Annotated in this window: 13 protein-coding genes and 1 pseudogene; 9 read left to right on the plus strand and 5 right to left on the minus strand. The window is 46.7% G+C overall.

The window, feature by feature from the left end; genetic code table 11:
• Together ACYVGO_RS35095 and ACYVGO_RS35100 are read right to left on the minus strand one after the other, a co-directional pair.
• Positions 1-393: pseudogene (locus ACYVGO_RS35095) on the minus strand (hypothetical protein); the annotation flags it as partial.
• A 269-nt stretch (positions 394-662) separates the two neighbouring features.
• Positions 663-1,469, minus strand: coding sequence for a sugar phosphate isomerase/epimerase family protein (locus ACYVGO_RS35100; RefSeq protein ID WP_246859279.1), 807 nt, complete (start codon positions 1,467-1,469; stop codon positions 663-665).
• 264 nt (positions 1,470-1,733) lie between these two features.
• On the opposite strand from ACYVGO_RS35100, the gene ACYVGO_RS35105 reads away from it, so the two are divergent.
• From ACYVGO_RS35105 to ACYVGO_RS35120, 4 genes are all read left to right on the plus strand, one after another.
• Positions 1,734-4,175 (plus strand): T9SS type B sorting domain-containing protein, encoded by a 2,442-nt coding sequence (locus ACYVGO_RS35105; RefSeq protein WP_460973363.1) that lies wholly within the window; start codon positions 1,734-1,736, stop codon positions 4,173-4,175.
• Positions 4,176-4,319: 144 nt separating this feature from the next.
• Complete coding sequence (gene fbaA, locus ACYVGO_RS35110) at positions 4,320-5,399, plus strand: class II fructose-bisphosphate aldolase (RefSeq protein ID WP_142775316.1); 1,080 nt, start codon at positions 4,320-4,322, stop codon at positions 5,397-5,399.
• Between the two features lie 492 nt (positions 5,400-5,891).
• Entirely contained in the window at positions 5,892-9,212 is a 3,321-nt protein-coding gene (locus ACYVGO_RS35115) for an efflux RND transporter permease subunit (RefSeq protein ID WP_142775315.1), read from the plus strand.
• Positions 9,193-10,317 carry an efflux RND transporter periplasmic adaptor subunit gene (locus ACYVGO_RS35120; RefSeq protein ID WP_460973364.1) on the plus strand — a complete coding sequence of 375 codons (1,125 nt, stop codon included), beginning with the start codon at positions 9,193-9,195 and terminating at the stop codon, positions 10,315-10,317. Before ACYVGO_RS35115 ends, ACYVGO_RS35120 begins: the two co-directional genes overlap by 20 nt.
• A gap of 184 nt (positions 10,318-10,501) precedes the next feature.
• On the opposite strand, the gene ACYVGO_RS35125 is transcribed toward ACYVGO_RS35120, so the two are convergent.
• On the minus strand, positions 10,502-11,878 hold the full coding sequence (locus tag ACYVGO_RS35125) for a M24 family metallopeptidase (protein WP_460973365.1): 1,377 nt from the start codon (positions 11,876-11,878) through the stop codon (positions 10,502-10,504).
• Positions 11,879-12,090: 212 nt separating this feature from the next.
• On the opposite strand from ACYVGO_RS35125, the gene ACYVGO_RS35130 reads away from it, so the two are divergent.
• From ACYVGO_RS35130 to ACYVGO_RS35150, 5 genes are all read left to right on the plus strand, one after another.
• A complete protein-coding gene (locus tag ACYVGO_RS35130) occupies positions 12,091-14,817 on the plus strand; it encodes a DUF5686 and carboxypeptidase regulatory-like domain-containing protein (protein WP_460973366.1) in 2,727 nt (908 codons plus the stop codon).
• A gap of 231 nt (positions 14,818-15,048) precedes the next feature.
• Positions 15,049-15,969: a metallophosphoesterase family protein gene (locus tag ACYVGO_RS35135; RefSeq protein ID WP_460973367.1), complete on the plus strand. Its 921-nt coding sequence runs from the start codon at positions 15,049-15,051 to the stop codon at positions 15,967-15,969.
• A gap of 115 nt (positions 15,970-16,084) precedes the next feature.
• Positions 16,085-16,588: an MOSC domain-containing protein gene (locus ACYVGO_RS35140; protein WP_460973368.1), complete on the plus strand. Its 504-nt coding sequence runs from the start codon at positions 16,085-16,087 to the stop codon at positions 16,586-16,588.
• Positions 16,589-16,982: 394 nt separating this feature from the next.
• Complete coding sequence (locus ACYVGO_RS35145; protein WP_460973369.1) at positions 16,983-18,764, plus strand: histidine kinase dimerization/phosphoacceptor domain -containing protein; 1,782 nt, start codon at positions 16,983-16,985, stop codon at positions 18,762-18,764.
• Positions 18,765-18,768: 4 nt separating this feature from the next.
• The gene (locus ACYVGO_RS35150; protein ID WP_460973370.1) at positions 18,769-19,521 is read left to right on the plus strand and encodes a response regulator; all 753 of its coding nucleotides are present in this window, start codon (positions 18,769-18,771) and stop codon (positions 19,519-19,521) included.
• Positions 19,522-19,543: 22 nt separating this feature from the next.
• Here ACYVGO_RS35150 and ACYVGO_RS35155 read toward each other — a convergent pair whose 3' ends face one another.
• Positions 19,544-20,326 carry a carboxypeptidase-like regulatory domain-containing protein gene (locus tag ACYVGO_RS35155; RefSeq protein ID WP_142775308.1) on the minus strand — a complete coding sequence of 261 codons (783 nt, stop codon included), beginning with the start codon at positions 20,324-20,326 and terminating at the stop codon, positions 19,544-19,546.
• A gap of 102 nt (positions 20,327-20,428) precedes the next feature.
• Entirely contained in the window at positions 20,429-21,091 is a 663-nt protein-coding gene (locus ACYVGO_RS35160) for an HAD family hydrolase (protein ID WP_142775307.1), read from the minus strand.
• Positions 21,092-21,147: the final 56 nt, after the last annotated feature.

Here is a 21,147-nt window from a genome sequence, read left to right on the forward strand (position 1 = left end):
TTCGTATGTCTCTATGACACCATCATCGAGATGCAACCGAAGGAATTGAAACTGATCCGTATCGTATTCACGGAAAAGGTGGTAAACGTACTGGTCGTTGTTGTACGTTGACACAGATTTATATTTTATATCCTGCTTAAACGACGTTTGCCAGAGCAATTTTAGATTAATGTCGTATTTCTTGAAATTGAGTGTTGCAGGCGTCGTATCATAAAAACCGCCCGTCCGAATGGTCATCAGCACACCCCGTTCGTTCAGCGGAGTTACATCGAACGATTCAGCTTCGTCTGGGTCGGAGGGGATTTCAATACGTAATGACTGTTCCAGTTGCGCCCGCACGGGTTGGAAGGCAACAATCAACAACAGACAGAGTATGTATAGGATACGAATCATATACTCAAATTTACGATTTACGCAGTACGAATTACGAAGGGTGCAGGACAAGTTTTAGTTGGCTGAGTATGGGCACAGATTGTGTCTTATTCTTTGGACAGGATTAAACAGGATTTCAATTGCCCAAAAATCCTGTTTAATCCTGTCTAAAAAACATTCCTTTCATATACCTTTTGCAAATTTTCAACCCGCAGGTACTATAGTTTATGATCTAGAGCAAAAATCATACTGTAAACGAACGTAACTCGTAAATCACAAACCGTAACTCCTTATACCTGCCATCTTTTTTTCAAATAGTCCTTCATAAACACATTTACATCCCACTGACTAGCAACGGGTTGCTGGGTGTAGGGCAAGGTGGGTAGATACCCCGCCGGGCCAAATTCGCAGGTGATGGTTAGGGTTGGGGTGTTGGCTTTCTGTAGCCGATCGCGGATGGCATCCCACCACTTGGCATGACTTTCGAGGGCATCTTTCCACTCAGGTGCACGCGGATCGTTTACCTGCGGTCCTTCCGGATGGCCCACCCGGCAATGGATGTGGTCGCTGACGGCAATAGCGCGGTTCACGTTCCCGGCCTGATCTGCCAGATACGATTCGGCCACATTCACCCAATGCGAATAATCGGCGGTAAGGCGCATGTCTGGTAGTTTGAGCAGGTAGTATTGAATGGCCGGTGCACTGTAGGAGAATCGACCCCGATGGGTTTCGTGTAGAATACGAACGCCAGTTTGTGCCTGAACCGCTGCGGCCGTCTGAATCAACTCAGCATTTTGCTCGAAGGTAAAGTAATCGTGACCTGTATGCGCGTTGATGAACAAAGGTTTGTACGACGCAATGTTAAGCAGATCATCCTGGTACTTTTTCTTGTGTTCCGCGAAATTGCTCCCGCCCCCAAAGGCCATTAGGATGAGCTCCAGACCGTTATCATGCATGACCTGAACGGCTTCATTTCGTTTGTCTGGCCCAGCGGCAATTTCCATGCCGTCGTAGCCGGCTGCTTTTACTCGTTTGGCGGCCTCCGTATACGACAGGTTTTCCATACCCCACATGGGGCAGAAGAAGAGAGTTTTCAAGAATTCAGCGGGTTTAGTTTAGTAGCTCAAAGTTGGTAGAAAAAACGGTTCAGGGAAAGAGTAACTACTAGTTTTCGGGTTTTGTAATAGCAAGTAAATAGTATCTGGTAAACTACCATCAGAATTCACTTCTGCCGATAAATTTAATGCCTACAACCTCCAACTAATTTTTCCGGAAAAGGGTCATACGTTGATAAGTAGAAATTCAATTTCAGGTTGTCTTTGCTCATACTTCCTTTTGGTCAAGTTTACTCAGCGATATACGTGAAAGACTTCTTTTACCAACCTCGGTTAGGGCGACTAGGTGTAACAGGCCTATTCATGCTCCTGCTACCGCTCTGTTGCCTCTGGATTCCTGTAAACGCACAACCTGTTAAAAGCTATTCCAACTGGTATTTTGGCGATGGGGCAGGGGTTACCTTCAATGGTGGAACTCCTCAGGCTGTAACGGATGGAAAATTGCGTTCTATGGAAGGATGTGCCAGCATGTCGGATGAGAACGGTCAACTACTTTTTTACACCGACGGCAGTACCATCTGGAACCGAAATCACGAAGTTATGCCCGGTGCTACGGGCTTGGGAGGCAATAGTCAGACAACACAATCGGTACTAATCGTGCCCTATCAGAACAGTACCAAACAATTTTATGTGTTTTCGCTGGGTACTCAGAACCAGAATACCGGAATGCAGTACGCGTATGTTGATATGAATCTGGGATCTGGACTAGGGGGGCTAACCTATAAAAATAAGCCACTGTTGTTGCCTTCCACAGAAAAAATTACGGTAATCAAGCATTGTAATAACCTGAATCACTGGATTATTACCCATGAATTCGGGAGTAATACGTTCCGGGTTTACCTGCTCAATGACAACGGCCTGATCCTGACGCCTACGGTATATAAAGTTGGCAGTACGCATCAATCCCTGTCTGGCGCAGGACATGGAACACGGCAACAGAATAAAGGCTATATGAAACCGTCGCACGATGGTAAAAAGCTGGCGGTTGCGGTTTCGGATAGTATTCAGGGCGGGTTTCTGGAAGTATTCGATTTTGATAATAAAACGGGTGCTATCTCCAATCCCGTAAAACTGGAAAGCGCTGAAACAGTTGGCGCTTATGGACTGGAGTTCTCGCCGGATAACAGCCTGCTTTATCTTTCTACCATGTTCAGTAAAAAGATTTACCAGATCAACGTGGCTGGTTTATCCGTTAACACAACGCTGACGGTGCAGGCTCAAACTGGCTATTCAAAAGGGATTGGCGCTTTACAACTAGGGCCTGATGATAAAATCTATGGAGCCCTGCCCGGAGAAAACTATTTGTTAACCATTAATCAACCCAATCAGTCTGGAACCGGGTGCGGGTTGGTGTCACAGGCTGTTAGTCTGAGTGGCAGAAAAGCGTTGGCGGGTCTGCCGTTTGTGATCGACGAAGTAAAACAACTGCCACCTGAGGTCAGCATCTCGCTTAAAAAACCGGGTGGCTGCAATAATTTTTTACTGGAATCGAAGATTATTAACCTCGATCCCAATTACCTGATTTATCAGTGGTATGTTGATGGCGTTGCCGTTGCGGGTGGCAATAAGCCCACACTGACGCCCGCTAAAACGGGGACGTATAGCCTGAAGGTGCGCGAAACGAAATGCCAGGACATACAGGTAACTTCCAATGAGATTCGGGTTATTCTGGTTGAGGCAAATCCTACCGCTAAACTCGTTCCTGACTCCTGTGGTACGTTTTTACTTAATGCCCATGCGAGCGGGGGGAGCCTTCAATGGACCGGATTTGGCATTACATCCGCTCGTGATCGACTGGATTCGTTAACGGTGTCTGGCATTAGTGGCAGCCAAACGTACCGGGTGCGGGTCACCGATTCCGACGATGCCACCTGCTTTGCTGAAAAAGAAGTAACGGCCACGTTTACAGCACCTGCACCTTTTCAGTTGACGACATCAACTCGCTCAGCTTGCGGGGATACGCTCAGCCTGCGGGCTGTTCCTACCACCGATTGGGATGCCTTTCGCTGGCAATTCCCGGATGGCAGTTCTATAACGGGAACAACTGCCCTGGCGCGACAAAGTGGGCAATATCAGCTAACGGCATCTAGTACAACTACGGGATGTAAAAGCGAGACTGCGGTTACGGTAACGCTTAATCCTATTCCCAAGCTACAACTAGGCTCGCACCAGATAACTGCTTGTTTGGCTAGCACCAGCAATGGCTATCAGGAACTGGATGCTGGTTTGTTGCCGGACGTAATCTATACCTGGACAAGTGGCGGAAAACCAATTGGAGCCGATCGACTTTTAAAGGTATACACCTACGGTACCTACACAGTGATGGTGCGTACATCCGCTGGTTGCCAGGCAATTGATTCCGTAAAGGTTACTGCCAACTGCCCTCCCATGCCGCCCGTTGTTACTATTCCCGATGCGTTTACGCCCAATCAGGACGGAATGAACGAAGCGCTGGTTATTTATGGCTCGGGGGCCGAGCATATGACGCTAACCATTTATAATCGCTGGGGCGAACAGATCTATAAGGTCACCGATGGTATATCGTCGCCAGGGGGCTGGACAACCTGGGATGGTACCTGTGGTGGCCAGCCTGTTACGAGCGGTTTGTATGTGTATCGACTCGATGGGAAAGGCATTGACTTTCCGGATTCGTTTACCAGAGAGGGTATCATTCAGGTCATTCGATGAACTGGATTGTAGATGGGGCAATATCAACAGATCGTAGCAATATTCCGCTAATATTCCCAACTTTACCCACTGAAATCAAATAGGTTAGCCGGTCGAACTTTCGGTAAACTATTTCTTGAACGAATCCAAAAATAATCCCTAATTATGAGCGAAGCAGCCACCCGTTTTGCCCCCGGCGTTGTAACCGGCGAAGGCGTTACCGAACTTTTCCGTCACGCCAACGAAAATGATTACGCCCTGCCTGCCGTCAACGTTGTCGGTACTGACTCTGTAAATGCCGTACTGGAAACAGCTAAAGCTGTAAATTCCCCGGTTATTGTTCAGTTCTCGAATGGTGGTGGTATTTTCTATGCTGGCAAAAGCCTGCCTAACGATAAACAACAAGCGGCCATTGCTGGCTCCATTTCAGGTGCTTTGCATGTTCACCACGTAGCCGAAATTTATGGCGTACCCGTGATTCTGCACACCGACCACTGCGCGAAGAAACTCCTGCCCTGGATTGATGGTCTGCTGGCCGCTGGCGAAAAGCATTTTGATCAAACAGGAAAGCCCCTGTATTCGTCGCACATGCTTGATCTGTCGGAAGAGCCGATTGAAGAGAACATCGAAATCTGCTCGAAATACTTTGAGCGGATGGCAAAAATTGGCATGACCCTCGAAATTGAATTGGGCGTTACCGGTGGTGAAGAAGATGGTGTTGACAACTCCGATGTTGACGATTCTAAACTCTACACGCAGCCTTCTGAAGTAGCCTATGCGTACGAAGAACTGAGCAAAATCTCGCCGAACTTCACCATTGCAGCTGCTTTTGGAAACGTGCATGGCGTATATAAGCCAGGTAACGTGAAGCTGTCGCCGATCATTCTGGACAATTCGCAGAAATACATTCAGGAGCACTATAATACGGGACCACTGCCTGTGAACTTCGTATTCCACGGTGGATCAGGCTCGAGCCGCGAAGAAATCCGGGAAGCTATCCGCTACGGTGCAGTGAAAATGAACCTCGATACCGATATGCAATGGGCTATGTGGGAAGGTATCCTGAAATACTACAAATCGAAAGAAGGTTATCTGCAATCGCAGTTGGGTAACCCCGAAGGCTCTGATTCGCCAAACAAAAAATACTATGATCCACGTGTGTGGCTCCGTAAAGGCGAAGAAAGCATGGTGCAACGCCTGAAAATTGCGTTCGAAGATTTGAACTGTATCAACCGGTTGGCTTAGTCAACGTTCGGTGTTCGGTTTACAGCGGTGTCGGGTTGAAGAACCCGACACTTTTTTTGTATATCATTAAGCTGGATAAACCAGCAGGTATAAAAATAAATAGCTGATTTAGTTGGGTAGTTTTCTTGACTAAACTACTTGAAAAACAGGCGGGTTGTAAGGTCAACCTTTATTAGCTTTTGCCTGATTTATACAACACTTTATTGATTAAAATAAGGTCGCATTCGTAGGTGTTTTTACTTAGATATGACATAGCAATTGGATAGATTGCTCAATAGGCCATCGCGTAAATACCTCTGAAAGAGCGCAATGAGACCAGTGAAATTACCAGACAAATTCGTTAACTTTCCCTGTAATATATCTGTGTATGTGATGTATTATGGAAAAAATTGGGTTTTGTCGGATTCTCCTTTTTGAATTAGAGGAACGTTGAAAAGGAAATCGTGTGATTAGCTCAACCGAGTTAAGAATTTAAGATGAATTTAATTTAAGATGAATTTAATCCGCTCTGCGTTACGGAAGCCAATTACGATTCTGGTTATCGTAGCCAGCTTATTCTACTTCGGCATTGGTGCCGTTCGTTCGATAAAGATTGATATTTTTCCAAACCTGAATTTACCGGTCATTTACATTTCGCAGCCATTTGGTGGGTATACACCCAACCAGATGGAGTCGTTTTTTGGGAAACAGTATGTGAACCTGTTACTCTACGTGTCGGGGGTAAAGAGTATTGAAACGAAAAATATTCAGGGGATTACACTCCTGAAACTGTCGTTTTACGAAGGGACGAATATGGCGCAGGCAGCTGCGGAGGTATCTGCGTATTCGAACCGGGCCCAGTCCAGTTTCCCGCCCGGCTCCCAGCCACCCTTTATTTTACGTTTCGATGCCTCTACCTTACCGGTTGGGCAATTGGTTCTTAGTAGTCCGAAACGCAGTAATAATGAGTTGCAGGATCTGGCCAACGTCTATATCCGGTCCGGGTTCACGTCTATTCCAGGTCTGGTATCGCCCGCTCCGTTTGGAGGTAATGCTCGTTCCATTGTTATTAAAGCAGACCCTGAGCTGTTGCGGGCGCATAATCTGACGCCCGATCAGCTGGTGGCTGCTTTACGGATCAATAACCAGGCAACGCCTGCCGGAAACGTGCGCATTGGCGACTTCAATTACTTTACCCCCGCGAATACAACAGTCAAGAATATTCAGGATTTCGGCGATATTCCACTCTATACCGGAACGGTTCAAAACCTGTATCTGAAAGATGTTGCCACTATTGAAGATGGGGCCGATATTACCCAGGGCTACGTATTGGTCAATGGAAAGCGCTCCGTGTATTTACCCATCACCAAGTCGGCGGATGCGTCTACCTGGGAGGTTGTTCAGAATCTGAAAGCTGCCCTGCCCCGTTTTCAGGCTCTATTACCGGAAGATGTAAAGCTGACCTACACCTTCGACCAATCGGTATATGTAATCAACGCCGTAGAAAGCCTGATGACGGAAGGAGCTATTGGTGCCATTCTAACGGGGCTGATGGTACTACTCTTTCTGGGTGATGTGCGTGGCGCTTTGATCGTAATTATTACCATCCCAACCTGTATTATTTCGGGGGTTTTGTTCCTGTCATTATTTGGACAGACGATTAATATTATGACGTTGAGCGGTCTCTCGCTTGCCATCGGGATTCTGGTCGATGAGAGTACCGTAACGATCGAGAATATTCACCAGCATATGGATATGGGTAAACCCAAGGCCTTAGCTATTTGGGATGCCTGTAAAGAAATTGCCTTTTCAAAACTGCTGATTCTGTTCTGTATTCTTGCCGTATTTGCGCCCGCATTTACGATGACGGGTATTCCGGGGGCGTTGTTCCTGCCACTTGCTTTGGCCATTGGTTTCTCAATGATCACATCGTATCTAATGGCGCAAACCTTAGTGCCGGTTTTGGCCAACTGGATGATGAAAGAACACCATCCGGTTAGTAATGGAAAAGCAGGTCTAAATGGGAGCCACAGTCAGGAGGCAAATGGGCAGTTGATTAAACCTAATGGAAAACTACCTGTAAATGGTAACCACAGTCAGGATGATATACTACAGGAAAAGAAAAAGCTAGCGCACCGTATCGACCTCGATAACGATGGTAAGATCAGTTTCTTCGAGCGGATTAGGGCGCGTTTTGTGCGATTCATTGGCCGTACGCTTGTCTATCGTAAGCCTATTGTCTTGATCTATGTGGCTGGTTCATTGGGTATTGCGCTTTTACTTATTACCTCTATTGGTCGCGATGTATTGCCAAAAGTAAGCGGAGGGCAGTTTCAGGTTCGTATTCGCAAACCCGACGGTACCCGACTCGAAAAGACCGAAGCCACGATGCTGAAAACGATTGATGTACTGAATCAATTGGTTGGCAAGGAAAATATTGAAATTACGTCGGCTATGGTTGGGATGCACGGAGCCCAGTTTTCAACGAGCCCCATTTACCTGTTCATGGCCGGACCACAGGAGGGTGTTTTGCAGGTAAGTCTGAAAGAAGATTACGATGTTGATCTGGATCAGTTGAAAGATAAATTCAGAGCCAGCATGAAAAAGGCGCTGCCTGATGTCAAGCTTTCGTTTGAACCCATTGAATTGACAGACAAGATTCTCAGCCAGGGTTCACCAACGCCTATTGAAGTTAAATTGTCGGGAAAGAACAAACAGCAGAACGAAGAGTATGCCAATAAGGTAATCGCTAAACTGAACAGAATCCCCTATCTGCGGGATGTTCAGATTGGTCAGGCTACGAAATCTCCCGCTATTAATATAAACATTGACCGGACACGGGCCGCTCAGCTAGGCACCGATATATCGGCGATTTCCCGTTCATTGATTGCTGCTACATCGTCGTCGCGCTATACAGAGAAGAGCGTCTGGATCGACCCAAAATCGAGTCAATCCTATACCGTGCAGGTGCAGGTTCCAGAAGGTCAAATGACCAGTGTCAATGATTTAGGCGAAATACCGGTTTTGCCAAATTCAAATCGCCCGGTTCTGAGCGATGTGGCGACTCTTCAACAAGGAACGACTTATGGGGAGAATGATAACATTGGTGCCATACCAGTACTGTCTGTAACGGCCAACCTGAATGATATCGACTTAGGCACCGCAGCCCGCGATGTTCAGAAAGCCATCGACTCGCTCGGCGAACTGCCTCGTGGTTTAACCGTGAAAATGCAGGGGTTAACTCAGGTACTTATCGACACGCTTGATAGTCTGCAAACAGGTCTGATCACTGCTATCGTCGTTATTTTCCTGATGCTGGCGGCCAACTTCCAGTCATTCAAGGTATCCCTAGTTGTTTTGTGTACGGTGCCTGCGGTATTGGTCGGTTCATTGACGCTGTTGATGCTGACCGGCTCAACGCTCAATCTGCAATCCTATATGGGTATGATTATGTCGGTGGGCGTATCCATCTCCAACGCCGTCCTGATGGTGACCAATGCCGAAGAACTGCGAATGAAAAATGGGAATGCCATGCTATCGGCACGAGAAGCCGCGTCGTTGCGTATGCGGCCTATTCTGATGACCAGCGTAGCCATGGTAGTTGGTATGATTCCCATGGCATCGGGTTTAGGCGAAGGCGGCTCGCAGGCAGCACCGCTGGGCCGGGCTGTTATCGGTGGTCTGATTGCCTCAACGTTTGCGGCCTTATTCATTCTACCATTGGCCTTTGCCTGGGTACAGGGCAAAACAACAACCGAATCGGTATCGCTTGATCCCGAAGATAAAGACAGTAAATATTACATTTCTCCCTCGTATGAAACGGCTAATCAATAAACCAGTGCGTGGTCTGCTTATCCTTACAGGCGGTCTGCTGCTGGCCAGTGTGCTAACGAATTGTCATTCTTCCGAAAGCAAAGCAGAAGCGAAAGAAGCCGAAACGGCTGATGCGCCAGTGGCCGCTGCTGAGGTATTTTCATTGAAAAAAGGTAAGCTCTCTTCTTCCCTGCACATCCCCGGTGAATTGGTTGCATTTCGCGATGTAGATATTTACGCTAAAGTAAGCGGCTTTATTAAATCGCTGAATGTGGATGTTGGGTCTGAAGTGAAACAGGGCCAATTACTGGCGTTAGCCGAAGCACCTGAGCTAAGTGCTCAATTAAGTTCTGCGGAATCGCGCCTTAAAGCACAGGAAGCCGTTTCCATTGGCAGTAAGGCTAATTATGAGCGGGTTTTAGAGGCCAGCAAATTCTCCGGTGCCGTTTCAAAGAATGATGTTGATCTCGCCTTGGCGAAACGTAATGCCGACCTCGCCCAACTGGAAGCGGCTAAATCGGCTTACCGCGAAGTGGCCGATTTAAAGAAATACCTGGAAATCAGAGCGCCGTTCAACGGAATTATCAGTGCCCGTAATGCCAGCACAGGCGCCTACATCGGCCCATCAGGCAAAGGGTCAGAATTTCCCTTGTTTGTATTGACCGAGCAAAAGAGGCTTCGTTTGGTTATTTCGGTCCCTGAAGCCTACACGGGCTATGTTGATCAGAATGATGAAGTGAGCTTTACGGTCAAAACATTTCCCGATAAGAAATTTACCGGCCAGATAAAACGCTTATCGGGCGCGCTCGACAAACGCTTACGGTCGGAGCGGGTTGAAGTGGATGTGATCAACAATGATAAAAAGCTGCTACCCGGTATGGTAGTTGAAGTAAACCTGCCACTACCTACGAAAACGAGTACGTTTGTTGTGCCGAAATCGGCTATCGTTAACGCAACGACGGGCGTTTTCGTGATCCGGGTTAAGGATCATAAAGCGGAGTGGGTACCTGTGAAAAAAGGATTGGAAGCCGACAATAAAATCGAAATCTTCGGTCAGTTAACCGAAGGGGATTCGCTCATTACAACCGCCACAGAAGAAATTCGGGATGGGGCGCCGGTGAAGTAATGTAGAAACGCAAGGAATTGAAGTCCCATAGTGATGTCAGATGCTAACATCTGACATTTTAGGTTTCTCAAAACCTAACGAATTACAGTAGGTTTTGAGAAACCTAACGTGTCGGTTAGAAGTAACCGACACCACGGCTAAGATTGCTGACGTGAGGGATTTGCAATCCCTTGCGTCTCATTCGTTACTTCACATACCCCAACTTTCTCGGAATGGTATAAATCTCCGTTTGCCGACCATCAATATAGCGGAATGTTTGGCCGTCGAAAAAGCCGTCTTCTTCGAGCATAATACGCACTACTTTTTTCCATTCAGGAATTTCGACGGCAGCGTTGAGCTCGATGGAATAGGCCGTATTGGCAAGGAGCGGGTAGTCGCCGGGGCCAGGAACGCCTTTCTGCTGATCCCACAAACCAATGGTTGGACCAGCTGCGTGACCATGAACACCGATTGGGTGCGTGTAAATGGTGCCATTAATTCCTTCTTTTTTCGATTGGTCCAAAGCCGCCAACAGCATCTGATTCCCAGTCTTTCCCATCTTGAATTGTTCCGTTAGGATATCCTGTAGGCGATTCCCCTGTTTAAACGCCGTTTTGATGGATTCAGGAATGTCCGTTTCGCCGGGACGCAGCACGTAGGCGTGTTGTTGCTGATCTGTATTCAGGCGGAGGTAGGTAATGCCAAAATCAACATGGAGCAAATCGCCCGGCATGATCACTTGTTTATCCGGGCGCTTGGAGAATGTACGGAGATGATTGAAGTCCTCCTTATCGGATCGTTGCACATCTACCGTTGGGTGAAACCAGGTATCCAGGCCAAGATTGGTAATCCGCTGGCGGAACCACCAAACCACATCATCTGTGGTGGTAACACCAGGCTGAATGACCTGCTCCGAAAATCCTTCCTGAATAATCTGGTGCGATAACCGACAGATGAGCGGGTAAATAGCCATCTCTTTTTCGGTTCGGGTTTCGAGCCAGCCAACAGCCAATTTCTCCGCCGATACAATCCGTTTTTGGTAGTCGGCAGGTAGTTTTTTTACAAATTCATCGTGTTCCGAAAAAGAGAGCCCATCCGCATGCGCGTAGTTGGTAGACATATTCAGTCCAATCTTTTTCGGCTTACGGTCCTCAATAATCTTTGCCAGCGCTTCCCACTGGTTTGGTCGAACGTCGATGTCCCAGGCTCCTTTTAGCAAGTTGCCCACATCGTAACGGGCAATGGCCAGTTTCTCAACCGCATCGGCGGGCCGTTCTTTCCCAGTATCGAAGAAGACGATAATCGTTCGTCGGCGAGCCGAAAGCCAGGTGCTCGGCAACATGGTCCGCAAAACGGGATCTTCGTTATACTCTCGGGAGATAATAACCCACATGTCGATCCCCTCGCGACGCATGAGCTGGGGTAAAAAATTAGTGAACCGATCGTCCAGAATTTCGTCGATGATCCGCGCCCGTTCGCGTTCGGGTAAGACAATGGATGGCGAAGATGACTGGGCAATGGCGGAGGTGAGAACTAGTGAAAAAATGAATAATTTGAGGAAGAAGTGTACTGATTTTTGCATACAAGTCAGATTGTGAGGAGTTTGAAGCAAGATACGTAAGACAGATTATAGTTTTTTAACAAAAGTGCAGACAACGTTAGCGCGCTTAATTGCATCTTGCCTTTAAAAGCTAAGTAGTTCTGCTTATGGATGAAAATAGTCATTCATCAAAAAAAGCAGCGCATCCTTCATTAAACGAATACATTCGCGTTATTAACAAAGCTTATAGCTGCATGAAGTCCATATTACTTATTCTGGTTGCCTGCTTTTATTCAATAGGTGGACAAGCACAAACTGGCCTTCGGGGCACGGTTAAAAATGCCCAGGGAGAGGCATTGCCGTTTGCGGCAGTGATTGTGAAGGGCACTAAAAACGGCACCATCACCAATGCAGAAGGCCGTTATGAAATCGTGCTGGCACCCGGTAAATATGATATTGTTTTTCAATATCTGGGTTTTCAGACTATCCAGAAATCAACAGAAATAGAAACTGGGTTTACCACGCTAGATGCCACACTGGAAGAGCAGGCATTACGCCTGGCTGAGGTACAGACTAAAGCGGGAAACGAAGATCCTGCTTATACCATTATGCGTCGGGCTATTGCCAAAAGTCGATTTCATCAATTGCAGGTACAACGATTTAAGGCGCGGGTCTATACGAAGTCGTCTTTTACCGTCATCGACCTCCCAAATCTGGCCGAAATGGCTTTTCGGAAACAATTGAAAGAAGCTGAGAAAGAGGCCAATTTCAAAGTGGGTGTCCCCTTGCTGAATGAAACCGTAGCGGAAGTATCGTTTAGTCAGCCCAATACCTATCGCCAGCGGATTATTGCCAATCGTAACTCGCAGGGCGATTTTCTGAACCCAAGCCAGTTTTTCAATGCTAGTTTCTATAGTCCAACCGTTGCAGGTGCTGTATCTCCCTTGTCGCCGAAAGCGTTTGCCTACTACAAATTTGAGTACAAAGGGACATTCCGTGAGCCTGGACCCGATGGACGAACGGTAGAAGTGAGCAAAATTCAGGTAACGCCCCGGCAATATGGAGAAGGAGTGTTTCGAGGAACCATCTACATTATTGAAAATACCTGGGCCATTCATAGCCTGCAACTTGAAACCGTAAACAATATTGGTATTTCGTTTACGATGCGCCACATATGTAGTCCGGTACAGGGCGTCTGGATGCCAACCAACCAGCGTTATGAAGGCAAAGGCTCGTATCTGGGCATAAAAGCTACTGGTTATTACATCAGGAGCCTGACGTTCAGTGAATTCGTGGTAAATCCTGCGTTCGTGGAGGACATTGAGGTGGCCGACGAGAAGAAAGCACCACCGGCTCAGGTTCTGGCCAAAGGCGACATCAAAGGCAAGAACTTCGATGAGCTAGTGAAGAAACAAAAGGAGTTCTCGACGAAAAACCTTCGTCAGATGGTGAAAGAATACGAAAAGCAGGAGAAACAGGCGCGCAAGAATCGGAAAGAAGATGTGACCGTTGTGCGTGATGATTCGCTGGTTGTTGATTCACTGGCGCGTAAACGCTCTAATATGTACTGGGATTCGTTACGGTCGGTTCCATTAACTACTGCCGAAATCAAAAGCTATCGAAAAGCCGACAGCCTTGGTTTAACACGCGAGATAAAAGTGCCGGGTACTGTTGATACAACCCAGCGTGGACTCGCCAAGCGGGATTCCACCCAGAAGAAAAAATCGCCGAATAAGTTTGGGTTTGATCAGGTACTATTTGGGCATACATGGCAATTATCGAAACAGACTTCTCTGCTATACACCAGCCCACTTACCCGCATTGAATACAATACCGTAGAGGGGTATAGTGTGGAGGGAGCCTTAAATCTGCGTTATCGGAAGCGAGTGGATTCCGTGAGCCGATTCCGGCAAATTCCGCTAGGCGAGTGGAACATTGGTGGTACAGGCCGCTATCAGTTTGGCCGGAAGGCATTGGTGGGCTATGGACAGGCTAGTTATCAGTACAAATCGACGAAGGTAGGTTTGACGGGTGGCCGATACCTGTACCAGTTTAATCCAGATAACCCTATTAGTCCGTTTCTGAACTCGCTGACAACACTTCTGTTTGAGCAGAATTTCATAAAGCTCTATCAGAAAGAATTTGTGAATTTAAGTGTAAGCGCGTCACCGTTTAAGAACCGGGTATCGCTATCGGGTAGCCTGGAATATGCCCGACGTACTGAATTGGCAAATTACAAAGAAGACCTCAAGCCGTGGATTGATTGGCGCAACCGGATGTACACCTCAAACCGCCCTGACAACGCTGAGGTAGCCAGTACCGGTTTCCCTACGCACAATGCCCTGATCCTAAACCTAACCGCATCGGCCCGACTGGGCGCAACTCAATACACGATACGCAACGGCCGGCGTACGGCCCGACGGGATAATGACTCACCTTTATTAACCCTTAATTACCGAAAGGGCATATCAGATGGGTCTGCCGATGCGGTCGATTATGATTTTATACAGGGGAGCATCAGTCATTCGTTTGAAACGGGGATTCGGAGTAAACTGAATTACCAACTCAGCGCGGGTGCATTCCTAAATGATCGGAAGGTTTATTTTCCTGATTTCAAGCACTTTGCGGGGAACGAGTTTTTCTTCCAGCAGGGCGATGTTGTATCAACCTACCGTCTATTGCCTTATTATCAGTACAGCACGGGCAGGCATTTTGCCGAAGCGCACGTACTGGCCGAATTTCGAAAGTTTTTCATTACCCAGTTAACGCTTGTGCGATTGATCGGGCTGAAAGAAAATCTATTCGTCCACTACCTATATACGCCAGCCTCAAAGAACTACACCGAAGTGGGTTACGGCCTGGACGGGCTCATTCCGCAGGTACTGCCCTTTTTCCGGGTCGAAGTCATCTCGCAGTGGCAGGATGCAAAGTATCAGGGTCTGGGCTTCCGAATTGGAACGACGCTGAAGTTTGGGCGGTAAGTCAGAAACGGGATTTAGCTGATTTACGGATTAAAACTGATTTTGCTCTGCGCATCTTTGAAGAATCTATAAAACAAAATCCTGTAAATCCCTAAATCAGCTAAATCCCGGTTCTGACAATGTAAACAAATCCCTCTCTCAACCCGCTAATTTCCTAACAAAAGCATAAAGTGCGGATAATCAACAGGACATAGCTACAGCCGTACTTTGCGCAAACCAATACAGGCTTGCATGAAGCGCCGGGATATAGTCAAGCAAATGGGGGCGGGCTTTATCGCTCTTACAGGTCATCAGTTGTGTAGCGCTCAGGGAGTAAAGCCAAAGCAACGGGTTTTACGGATTGCGCATCTCACAGACGTACACATGCAACCGCTGGTTGGGGCGGCCAAAGGCTTTGAGAAGTGCCTGCATCACGTACAGGGATTAGCCGATAAACCCGATTTGATCATCAATGGGGGCGATGCCATTATGGAAGCCCACGGTCGGAGTAAAGATAGTGTTAGCCGACAGTGGAGGCTCTACCAGGATGTACTTAAAAGTGAGAATGCTTTGCCGTTGTTGAGTTGCGTAGGGAATCATGATATCTGGTGTCGGCAGGAAACCAAAATCTGCTTTGAGGCTGGTCGTCAATGGGCAATGGACGAGCTGGCTATGACGAAACGATACTATAGTCTCGACCAGAACGGCTGGCATATTGTAGTCTTAGATAGTGTACAGCCTAAAGCGGATGGTAGCTGGTATACGGCTCATTTAGATGATGAACAGTTCCATTGGCTGGAAAATGATCTGAAAAATACTCCTGCTGAGATACCAATTCTGATTGTCTCCCATGTGCCAATTCTGGCGGCTTGCGTGTTCTTCGATGGACAACGTTTTTCCGATGAGAGCTGGAGTGTACCGGCTCGCTGGATGCATAGCGATACCGTTCGTATTACCGATTTATTTCATCGTCACCCCAACGTAAAGGCCGCCCTCAGCGGCCATATTCATTTAACAGATCGGGTCGATTATAGTGGTGTTTCGTACTTCTGCAACGGTGCTGTTAGCGGAGCCTGGTGGTTTGGCAAGTACCACCATACCGCAGCCGGGTACGCCCTCGTCGATTTATTTGATGATGGGTCTTTTGTGAATTCGTATGTAAACTATATCTGACCGGGATTTAGCTGATTTATAGATTTACAAGATTTTGTACTGCGCTTCGTTCAGGCGAATCAGTTTGAGACAAAATCAGTTTTAATCTATAAATCAGCTAAATCCCGGTCAGACGATGGACAACATAAAAGACTTATTTGACGTATTCCCCCGCCCCGGTCGGATAGAATGGATCGGTATTCGGCCTGAACGACGTGTGCCGGTGCAGGTAGTCGAGGCAATTACCATCTCTACCAATAAAGGCATTATGGGCGACCACTACAGCGGGCGAAGTGGTAATCGTCATGTAACGCTTATTCAGGCCGAACATTTACCCGTTGTAGCGGCTTTAACAGGACACGATGTACTTGACCCAGCCTTGGTACGTCGGAATATAGTTGTATCAGGGCTGAATCTACTCGCTCTGAAAGATCACCAAATCCAGATTGGGGAAACTGTTCTTGAGATTACGGGGCAATGCCATCCCTGCTCCAAAATGGAGACAGCTTTAGGACCTGGTGGTTACAACGCGATGCGTGGGCATGGCGGAATGACCGCAAAGGTGATTCGCGGAGGAGCCATTCGGGTGGGCGATAAAGTTCTAGTTGGCACCAATGATCCTCATTCACCAACTTCCTGATGTATTGGCTTGTAAAGGTTTTACCAAATTTTATAAAGTTTGGAGAGGTTGAACTACGTGAATACTCTTCTTGTGGATAGAAACGGAAAGCCAGATTGTCAACAATTTCGATACATTGGAACTACTCAATACGGATAGAAGCCTATTCTAAAGAAGTACATTTACTTAGTATCATAAGTTAGTTCTATTCGGCAATCTTTCAAACTTGCTTTATTAACCAATCATTTGCAACGGCCACTTTACCAATAGCGCCCTTTTTCTTACCAAGTAGTCTATCTTTCTTATGGGAAAATACCTATGATGATTAATGCATACTTTAGTAAATTTGGTACGAAACTTATGATCTTAATAAAGACAATAGAAACTGCGCTTTCGCTCTAAACTAGTTGCTTAAATGCCTCAATTTGTTACCGAAATTCGTTATGTGTGCCTGTTTTGGATGCTTATTTCGGGCCTGACCAAGGCGCAAGTACCGGTTCATTTACACCTAAATCCAGAAAAAATTCAGAAAGCCGCACAACTGGAGAAGGAAGCTATTGCTAAAGACGACTCATTGATCCTGGCAGAAGCGTATTACCTATACGGGAAAGCGTATGTCTTTGTGGGCGATTATCGGACTGCTCAGTCTTATTATGTAAAAGCGCTTCGCATCCAAGAGCCTAAAGGCTATTCTTTTGAATTGAGTCGACTTTATGTGCGACTAAGTGAAAGTGAAAACAGATTGGGCCGTTCAACGCAGGCTCTGCAGTATGCTTATCGTTCCTTGAAGGTTGCGCAACATATTCGGAAAGATCAGGCTATGGCCTTAATACGTGCTTACGGAGCGTTAGCCCAAACCTATGAAACCATCTGGAGTGCACAAGTGCCACGTAAGCAATCAACGTTTGAGAGAACTCTTTTGTATTATAAAAAACGGGAGCTGCTGTGTGTGAAGTTAAGAGATACTGTGGGTGTAGCAGAAGTAAGCCTGGAGTTGGGAACACTTTTTTCGCAGGTTAAAGATCCACGAGCACTCTCTTATCTGGAAAAGGCCCAGGATCTATTTACCCTCAAACACAAAGATGGTATTCTGGTGAATACGATGGTGCATTTGGCGTCTGCTTATTTAACATTCGATAAACCTGAGCAGGCTTACCAAACCTTAGTTAAGGCGGAAAGCCTCTATTCCAGTAAAAAATTAACCGATTACGAGATTCAACTGGGTCTTGAAACGCAGTTTGTTGCCTATTTTGAGGCCACACGGCAGTGGGATAAAGCGTTTGAGCGGCTGAGAAAATTGAATGAATTAGAGCGCATCAGACTTCTGGCAGATCGTGACGGGGCCATTACCCGATTGAATATGGAGTATGAAACAGAAAAAAAAGAAGCACTCCTAAGCGCACAGAAGAAAGAAATTGATCTGAATGCCAAAAATCTACGGTTACAGAAATACTTTAGTGTTGTCACCTTCGCTCTGTTTGTGATAGCTGCTGGAATGAGTGTCGTTTTTTTTCGGTTGTATCGAAAAAACCAACGGATTAGTCGCCGGAATGAGGACCTGATCAAAGAACAGAATCATCGGGTTAAAAATAATCTACAGGTAGTCTCGAGTTTACTTAGTCTGCAATCGAAACGGTTGGTAGATCCAACGGCAAAGAAAGCTGTAGAGGAAAGCCGCCTACGCGTACAGTCAATGGCCATACTTCATCAACGGCTGTATGACGGGGAGCGGTTAGCCGAAGTGGACTTGAATGACTTTATTCAGGAGTTGGTACGGGGAGTTCTAAAAGCGTATGGGAGTTCTGCTGTAACAGTACACTTTGCTATTGACGAAATTATGTTATCGGCTAACAAGGCAGTTCCTTTAGGGTTAATCCTAAATGAATTGATTACCAATGCCTGTAAATATGCTTTCCCTGACAATGAAACTCCTGAACTGTGGGTCATATGCCATCGAAAGGGCAAGAAGATAGAACTCACTGTATCTGATAACGGCCCCGGAATGGATAGCCCTGGTTGGACTGATACCCGGCTGGATGGCTTCGGCTTCACCTCCTCAAAAGCTATCAAAACCAGCTCATTTGGTATGCAACTTATTCAAGCTCAGGTGGAACAGGTAAACGGAACGTATCAATTTAGCACGCACCTGAGAGGAACAACTTCAGGTGTCGTATTTACGATGGAATTCAGCGTATAGACCCATGACGCCACTTAAGATTTTGATTGTTGAAGACGAAACCATTACCGCAATGGATCTTCGCGAAACCCTCCAGGAAGCTGGTCATGTTGTTACGGTAATTGCCCGTACGTTTCAGGATGCCGTGAAGTCTGTTAAGAATAATCCGCCTGATCTAGCCCTGGTCGATATTCATCTGGAGGGTTCATCTGCGAACGGTATTGAGACCGCCAAGAAACTACTGGAAATTCATTCGATGCCAATTATGTATCTGACGGCTAATTCTGAGCCTGAAACCTTTCAATTGGCAAAAGAGACAGTACCTGTAGCTTATTTACTAAAACCATTTCGACACGATGAACTGAAGTTACAGATTGAAATGGCCTATCATTATTTTCAATATACACTGACCAAATCCAGTGATATTCCAGTATCTAACTATTTATATTTCCCGGTTGATAATGGGCATGAAAAAATAGATCCTAACGATGTGCTATATATCGAAGCGGATGGGTCGTACGTAGAGATTTTTCTGGCCAGCAAAAAGACATACTACATTAGCATGAACTTAGGCCATCTGGCCCAATATTTTCCAACACCTAATTTCTACCGATTATCCCGATCACTTCTTATTAATTTAAACTATCTGGAACGCCTGGAGCCTAACCATCTGTACCTGGTCAATCACGAACCTCCCATTCCCATTCCGGCTACAAGTCGCAAAGAATTGATGAATAAGCTCAGAGTGGTTCGGACAAAGAAGGCTCCGTCTCATTAAGTGCTTACGCGAAAGGAAAAATCTATGGCTGTTTAGGCGTGGACTGATTTGGGTCGGGTGCAATCCGACTGGGACGCCGATTAATCCCGTTCTGGAAGCGATTTCGGAGCTGCTGAATAGTGTTTATCAGGTCGTAATCTTCAGCTTTAAGCAGGTAATCATCATCAAAATCGCAGAAGTCGAAGAACCGATCAACTTCATCAGCTCGTAGCGTTGTTGACTGCTCAACCAGTAACCGGAATCGCTCCAGGGCCAGTGCATGCCGCCGATCCTGTTGCATGATATAATAGGCCTTCCGATCTGATTTAGGCCTTTTCCCAAACATTTCGTAAAGTAAAGTTACGCCCGCGCCATCGGCTAGCCGATCAAAGGCCTGCTCACCCGTTACTTTTTTCGAGGCTGTTGGCTCGTCGAGTAGTTGCTGAATTTCGCGTTTAACTTCTTCATAGCGCTTACCCGTTACGGTTACTTCCGCAAGGTCAACCACTCGGTAGGGCATAGGTGGAAGCGCGTGGGCAACAATCGTTGGATTATCTGATCCATCGTAACGGATACCGGTACGGTTATAAAGCTGGCTGGTTAAAATAAGCGAATCGCCCGGTTGAATCGTGAGGAAAAAACGTCCACTTGCATTGGTACGAGCCCGCTGCCGGGTGCGTTGATTCACAACCAGTACCTTGTCGACAGGACCTTTAGTGGTTTGGTCAATGACTGTTCCAATTACGTATTTGCCTTGTGCCCACGCGCTACCTGACCAACTTAGGAAACTGGCAACGCAAAGAATGAAAAGGCGTTTGTAGGGCATAAGACAGTCGGTAAGTAAAGCCTAAACAAGTTCGAAAACCACACTTGTGGTCGGACTCAAGGTCATAATTACAAAAATACGGCTTGGCAGCGTTAAATGCTGTTAAAAAAACTTAACCAGTTTTTGTATCCGATCGAGTGATAACTCGGTAAAATCAGTTGCCACATCATCTACGAATGGCCGGAGTTCATCAGGAGATTGAGTGGTAGCCATACCAACAACAAACGCGCCCGATGCTTTAGCTGCCTGAATACCCGTCATTGAATCCTCAAAAATGACGCTATCCGCTGGTTCAACGCCTAACATAGCCATTGCTTTCTGATAAATTTCGGGGTCAGGCTTCGGATGACTAACCATACTTTCGTTTAGTAGTGCATCAAAATAAGGCCGAATGTTCAGAGCGTCCATGACAAAGTCAAGGTTTTCGACCGGAGCCGATGTTGCCACTGCTGTGCGGATACCTGCTTCTTTCAGGGCTTTCAAAAACGGGATCAATCCGGTAACCGGCGTAATGGCGGGGCGGTATAATTCTCGAAATAGAGCTTCTTTTTCCTTGCTTAACCGGTGTACCTCTTCGGGAGTAAGTGATTGATTGGCAAATAAATGAGCAACAATGTCTGTGTTATGTTTTCCTGAAACATAGTGTACAAAATCGTCGTCGCTTAAGGTTTTTCCATTGCGCTGGTAGTATTCCCGCCAGGCAATGCGGTGGTGCGGATTGGTGTCGACAATGACCCCATCCATGTCAAAAATGACTGCTTTCATAGATTGTAGTTTGGGGTTTGGGGTTTGACGTTCGAGGTTGAAGTTGCCTGACGTGA

The organism is Spirosoma migulaei, from assembly GCF_054776855.1.

Excerpts from the sequence above, each read along its gene's own strand:
- fbaA (WP_142775316.1), top strand. The coding sequence starts at position 4,320 with ATGAGCGAAGCAGCCACCCGTTTTGCCCCCGGCGTTGTAACCGGCGAA.
- ACYVGO_RS35115 (WP_142775315.1), top strand. The coding sequence starts at position 5,892 with ATGAATTTAATCCGCTCTGCGTTACGGAAGCCAATTACGATTCTGGTT.
- ACYVGO_RS35120 (WP_460973364.1), top strand. The coding sequence starts at position 9,193 with ATGAAACGGCTAATCAATAAACCAGTGCGTGGTCTGCTTATCCTTACA.
- ACYVGO_RS35125 (WP_460973365.1), bottom strand. The coding sequence starts at position 11,878 with ATGCAAAAATCAGTACACTTCTTCCTCAAATTATTCATTTTTTCACTA.
- ACYVGO_RS35130 (WP_460973366.1), top strand. The coding sequence starts at position 12,091 with ATGAAGTCCATATTACTTATTCTGGTTGCCTGCTTTTATTCAATAGGT.
- ACYVGO_RS35135 (WP_460973367.1), top strand. The coding sequence starts at position 15,049 with ATGAAGCGCCGGGATATAGTCAAGCAAATGGGGGCGGGCTTTATCGCT.
- ACYVGO_RS35140 (WP_460973368.1), top strand. The coding sequence starts at position 16,085 with ATGGACAACATAAAAGACTTATTTGACGTATTCCCCCGCCCCGGTCGG.
- ACYVGO_RS35145 (WP_460973369.1), top strand. The coding sequence starts at position 16,983 with ATGCCTCAATTTGTTACCGAAATTCGTTATGTGTGCCTGTTTTGGATG.
- ACYVGO_RS35150 (WP_460973370.1), top strand. The coding sequence starts at position 18,769 with ATGACGCCACTTAAGATTTTGATTGTTGAAGACGAAACCATTACCGCA.
- ACYVGO_RS35155 (WP_142775308.1), bottom strand. The coding sequence starts at position 20,326 with ATGCCCTACAAACGCCTTTTCATTCTTTGCGTTGCCAGTTTCCTAAGT.
- ACYVGO_RS35160 (WP_142775307.1), bottom strand. The coding sequence starts at position 21,091 with ATGAAAGCAGTCATTTTTGACATGGATGGGGTCATTGTCGACACCAAT.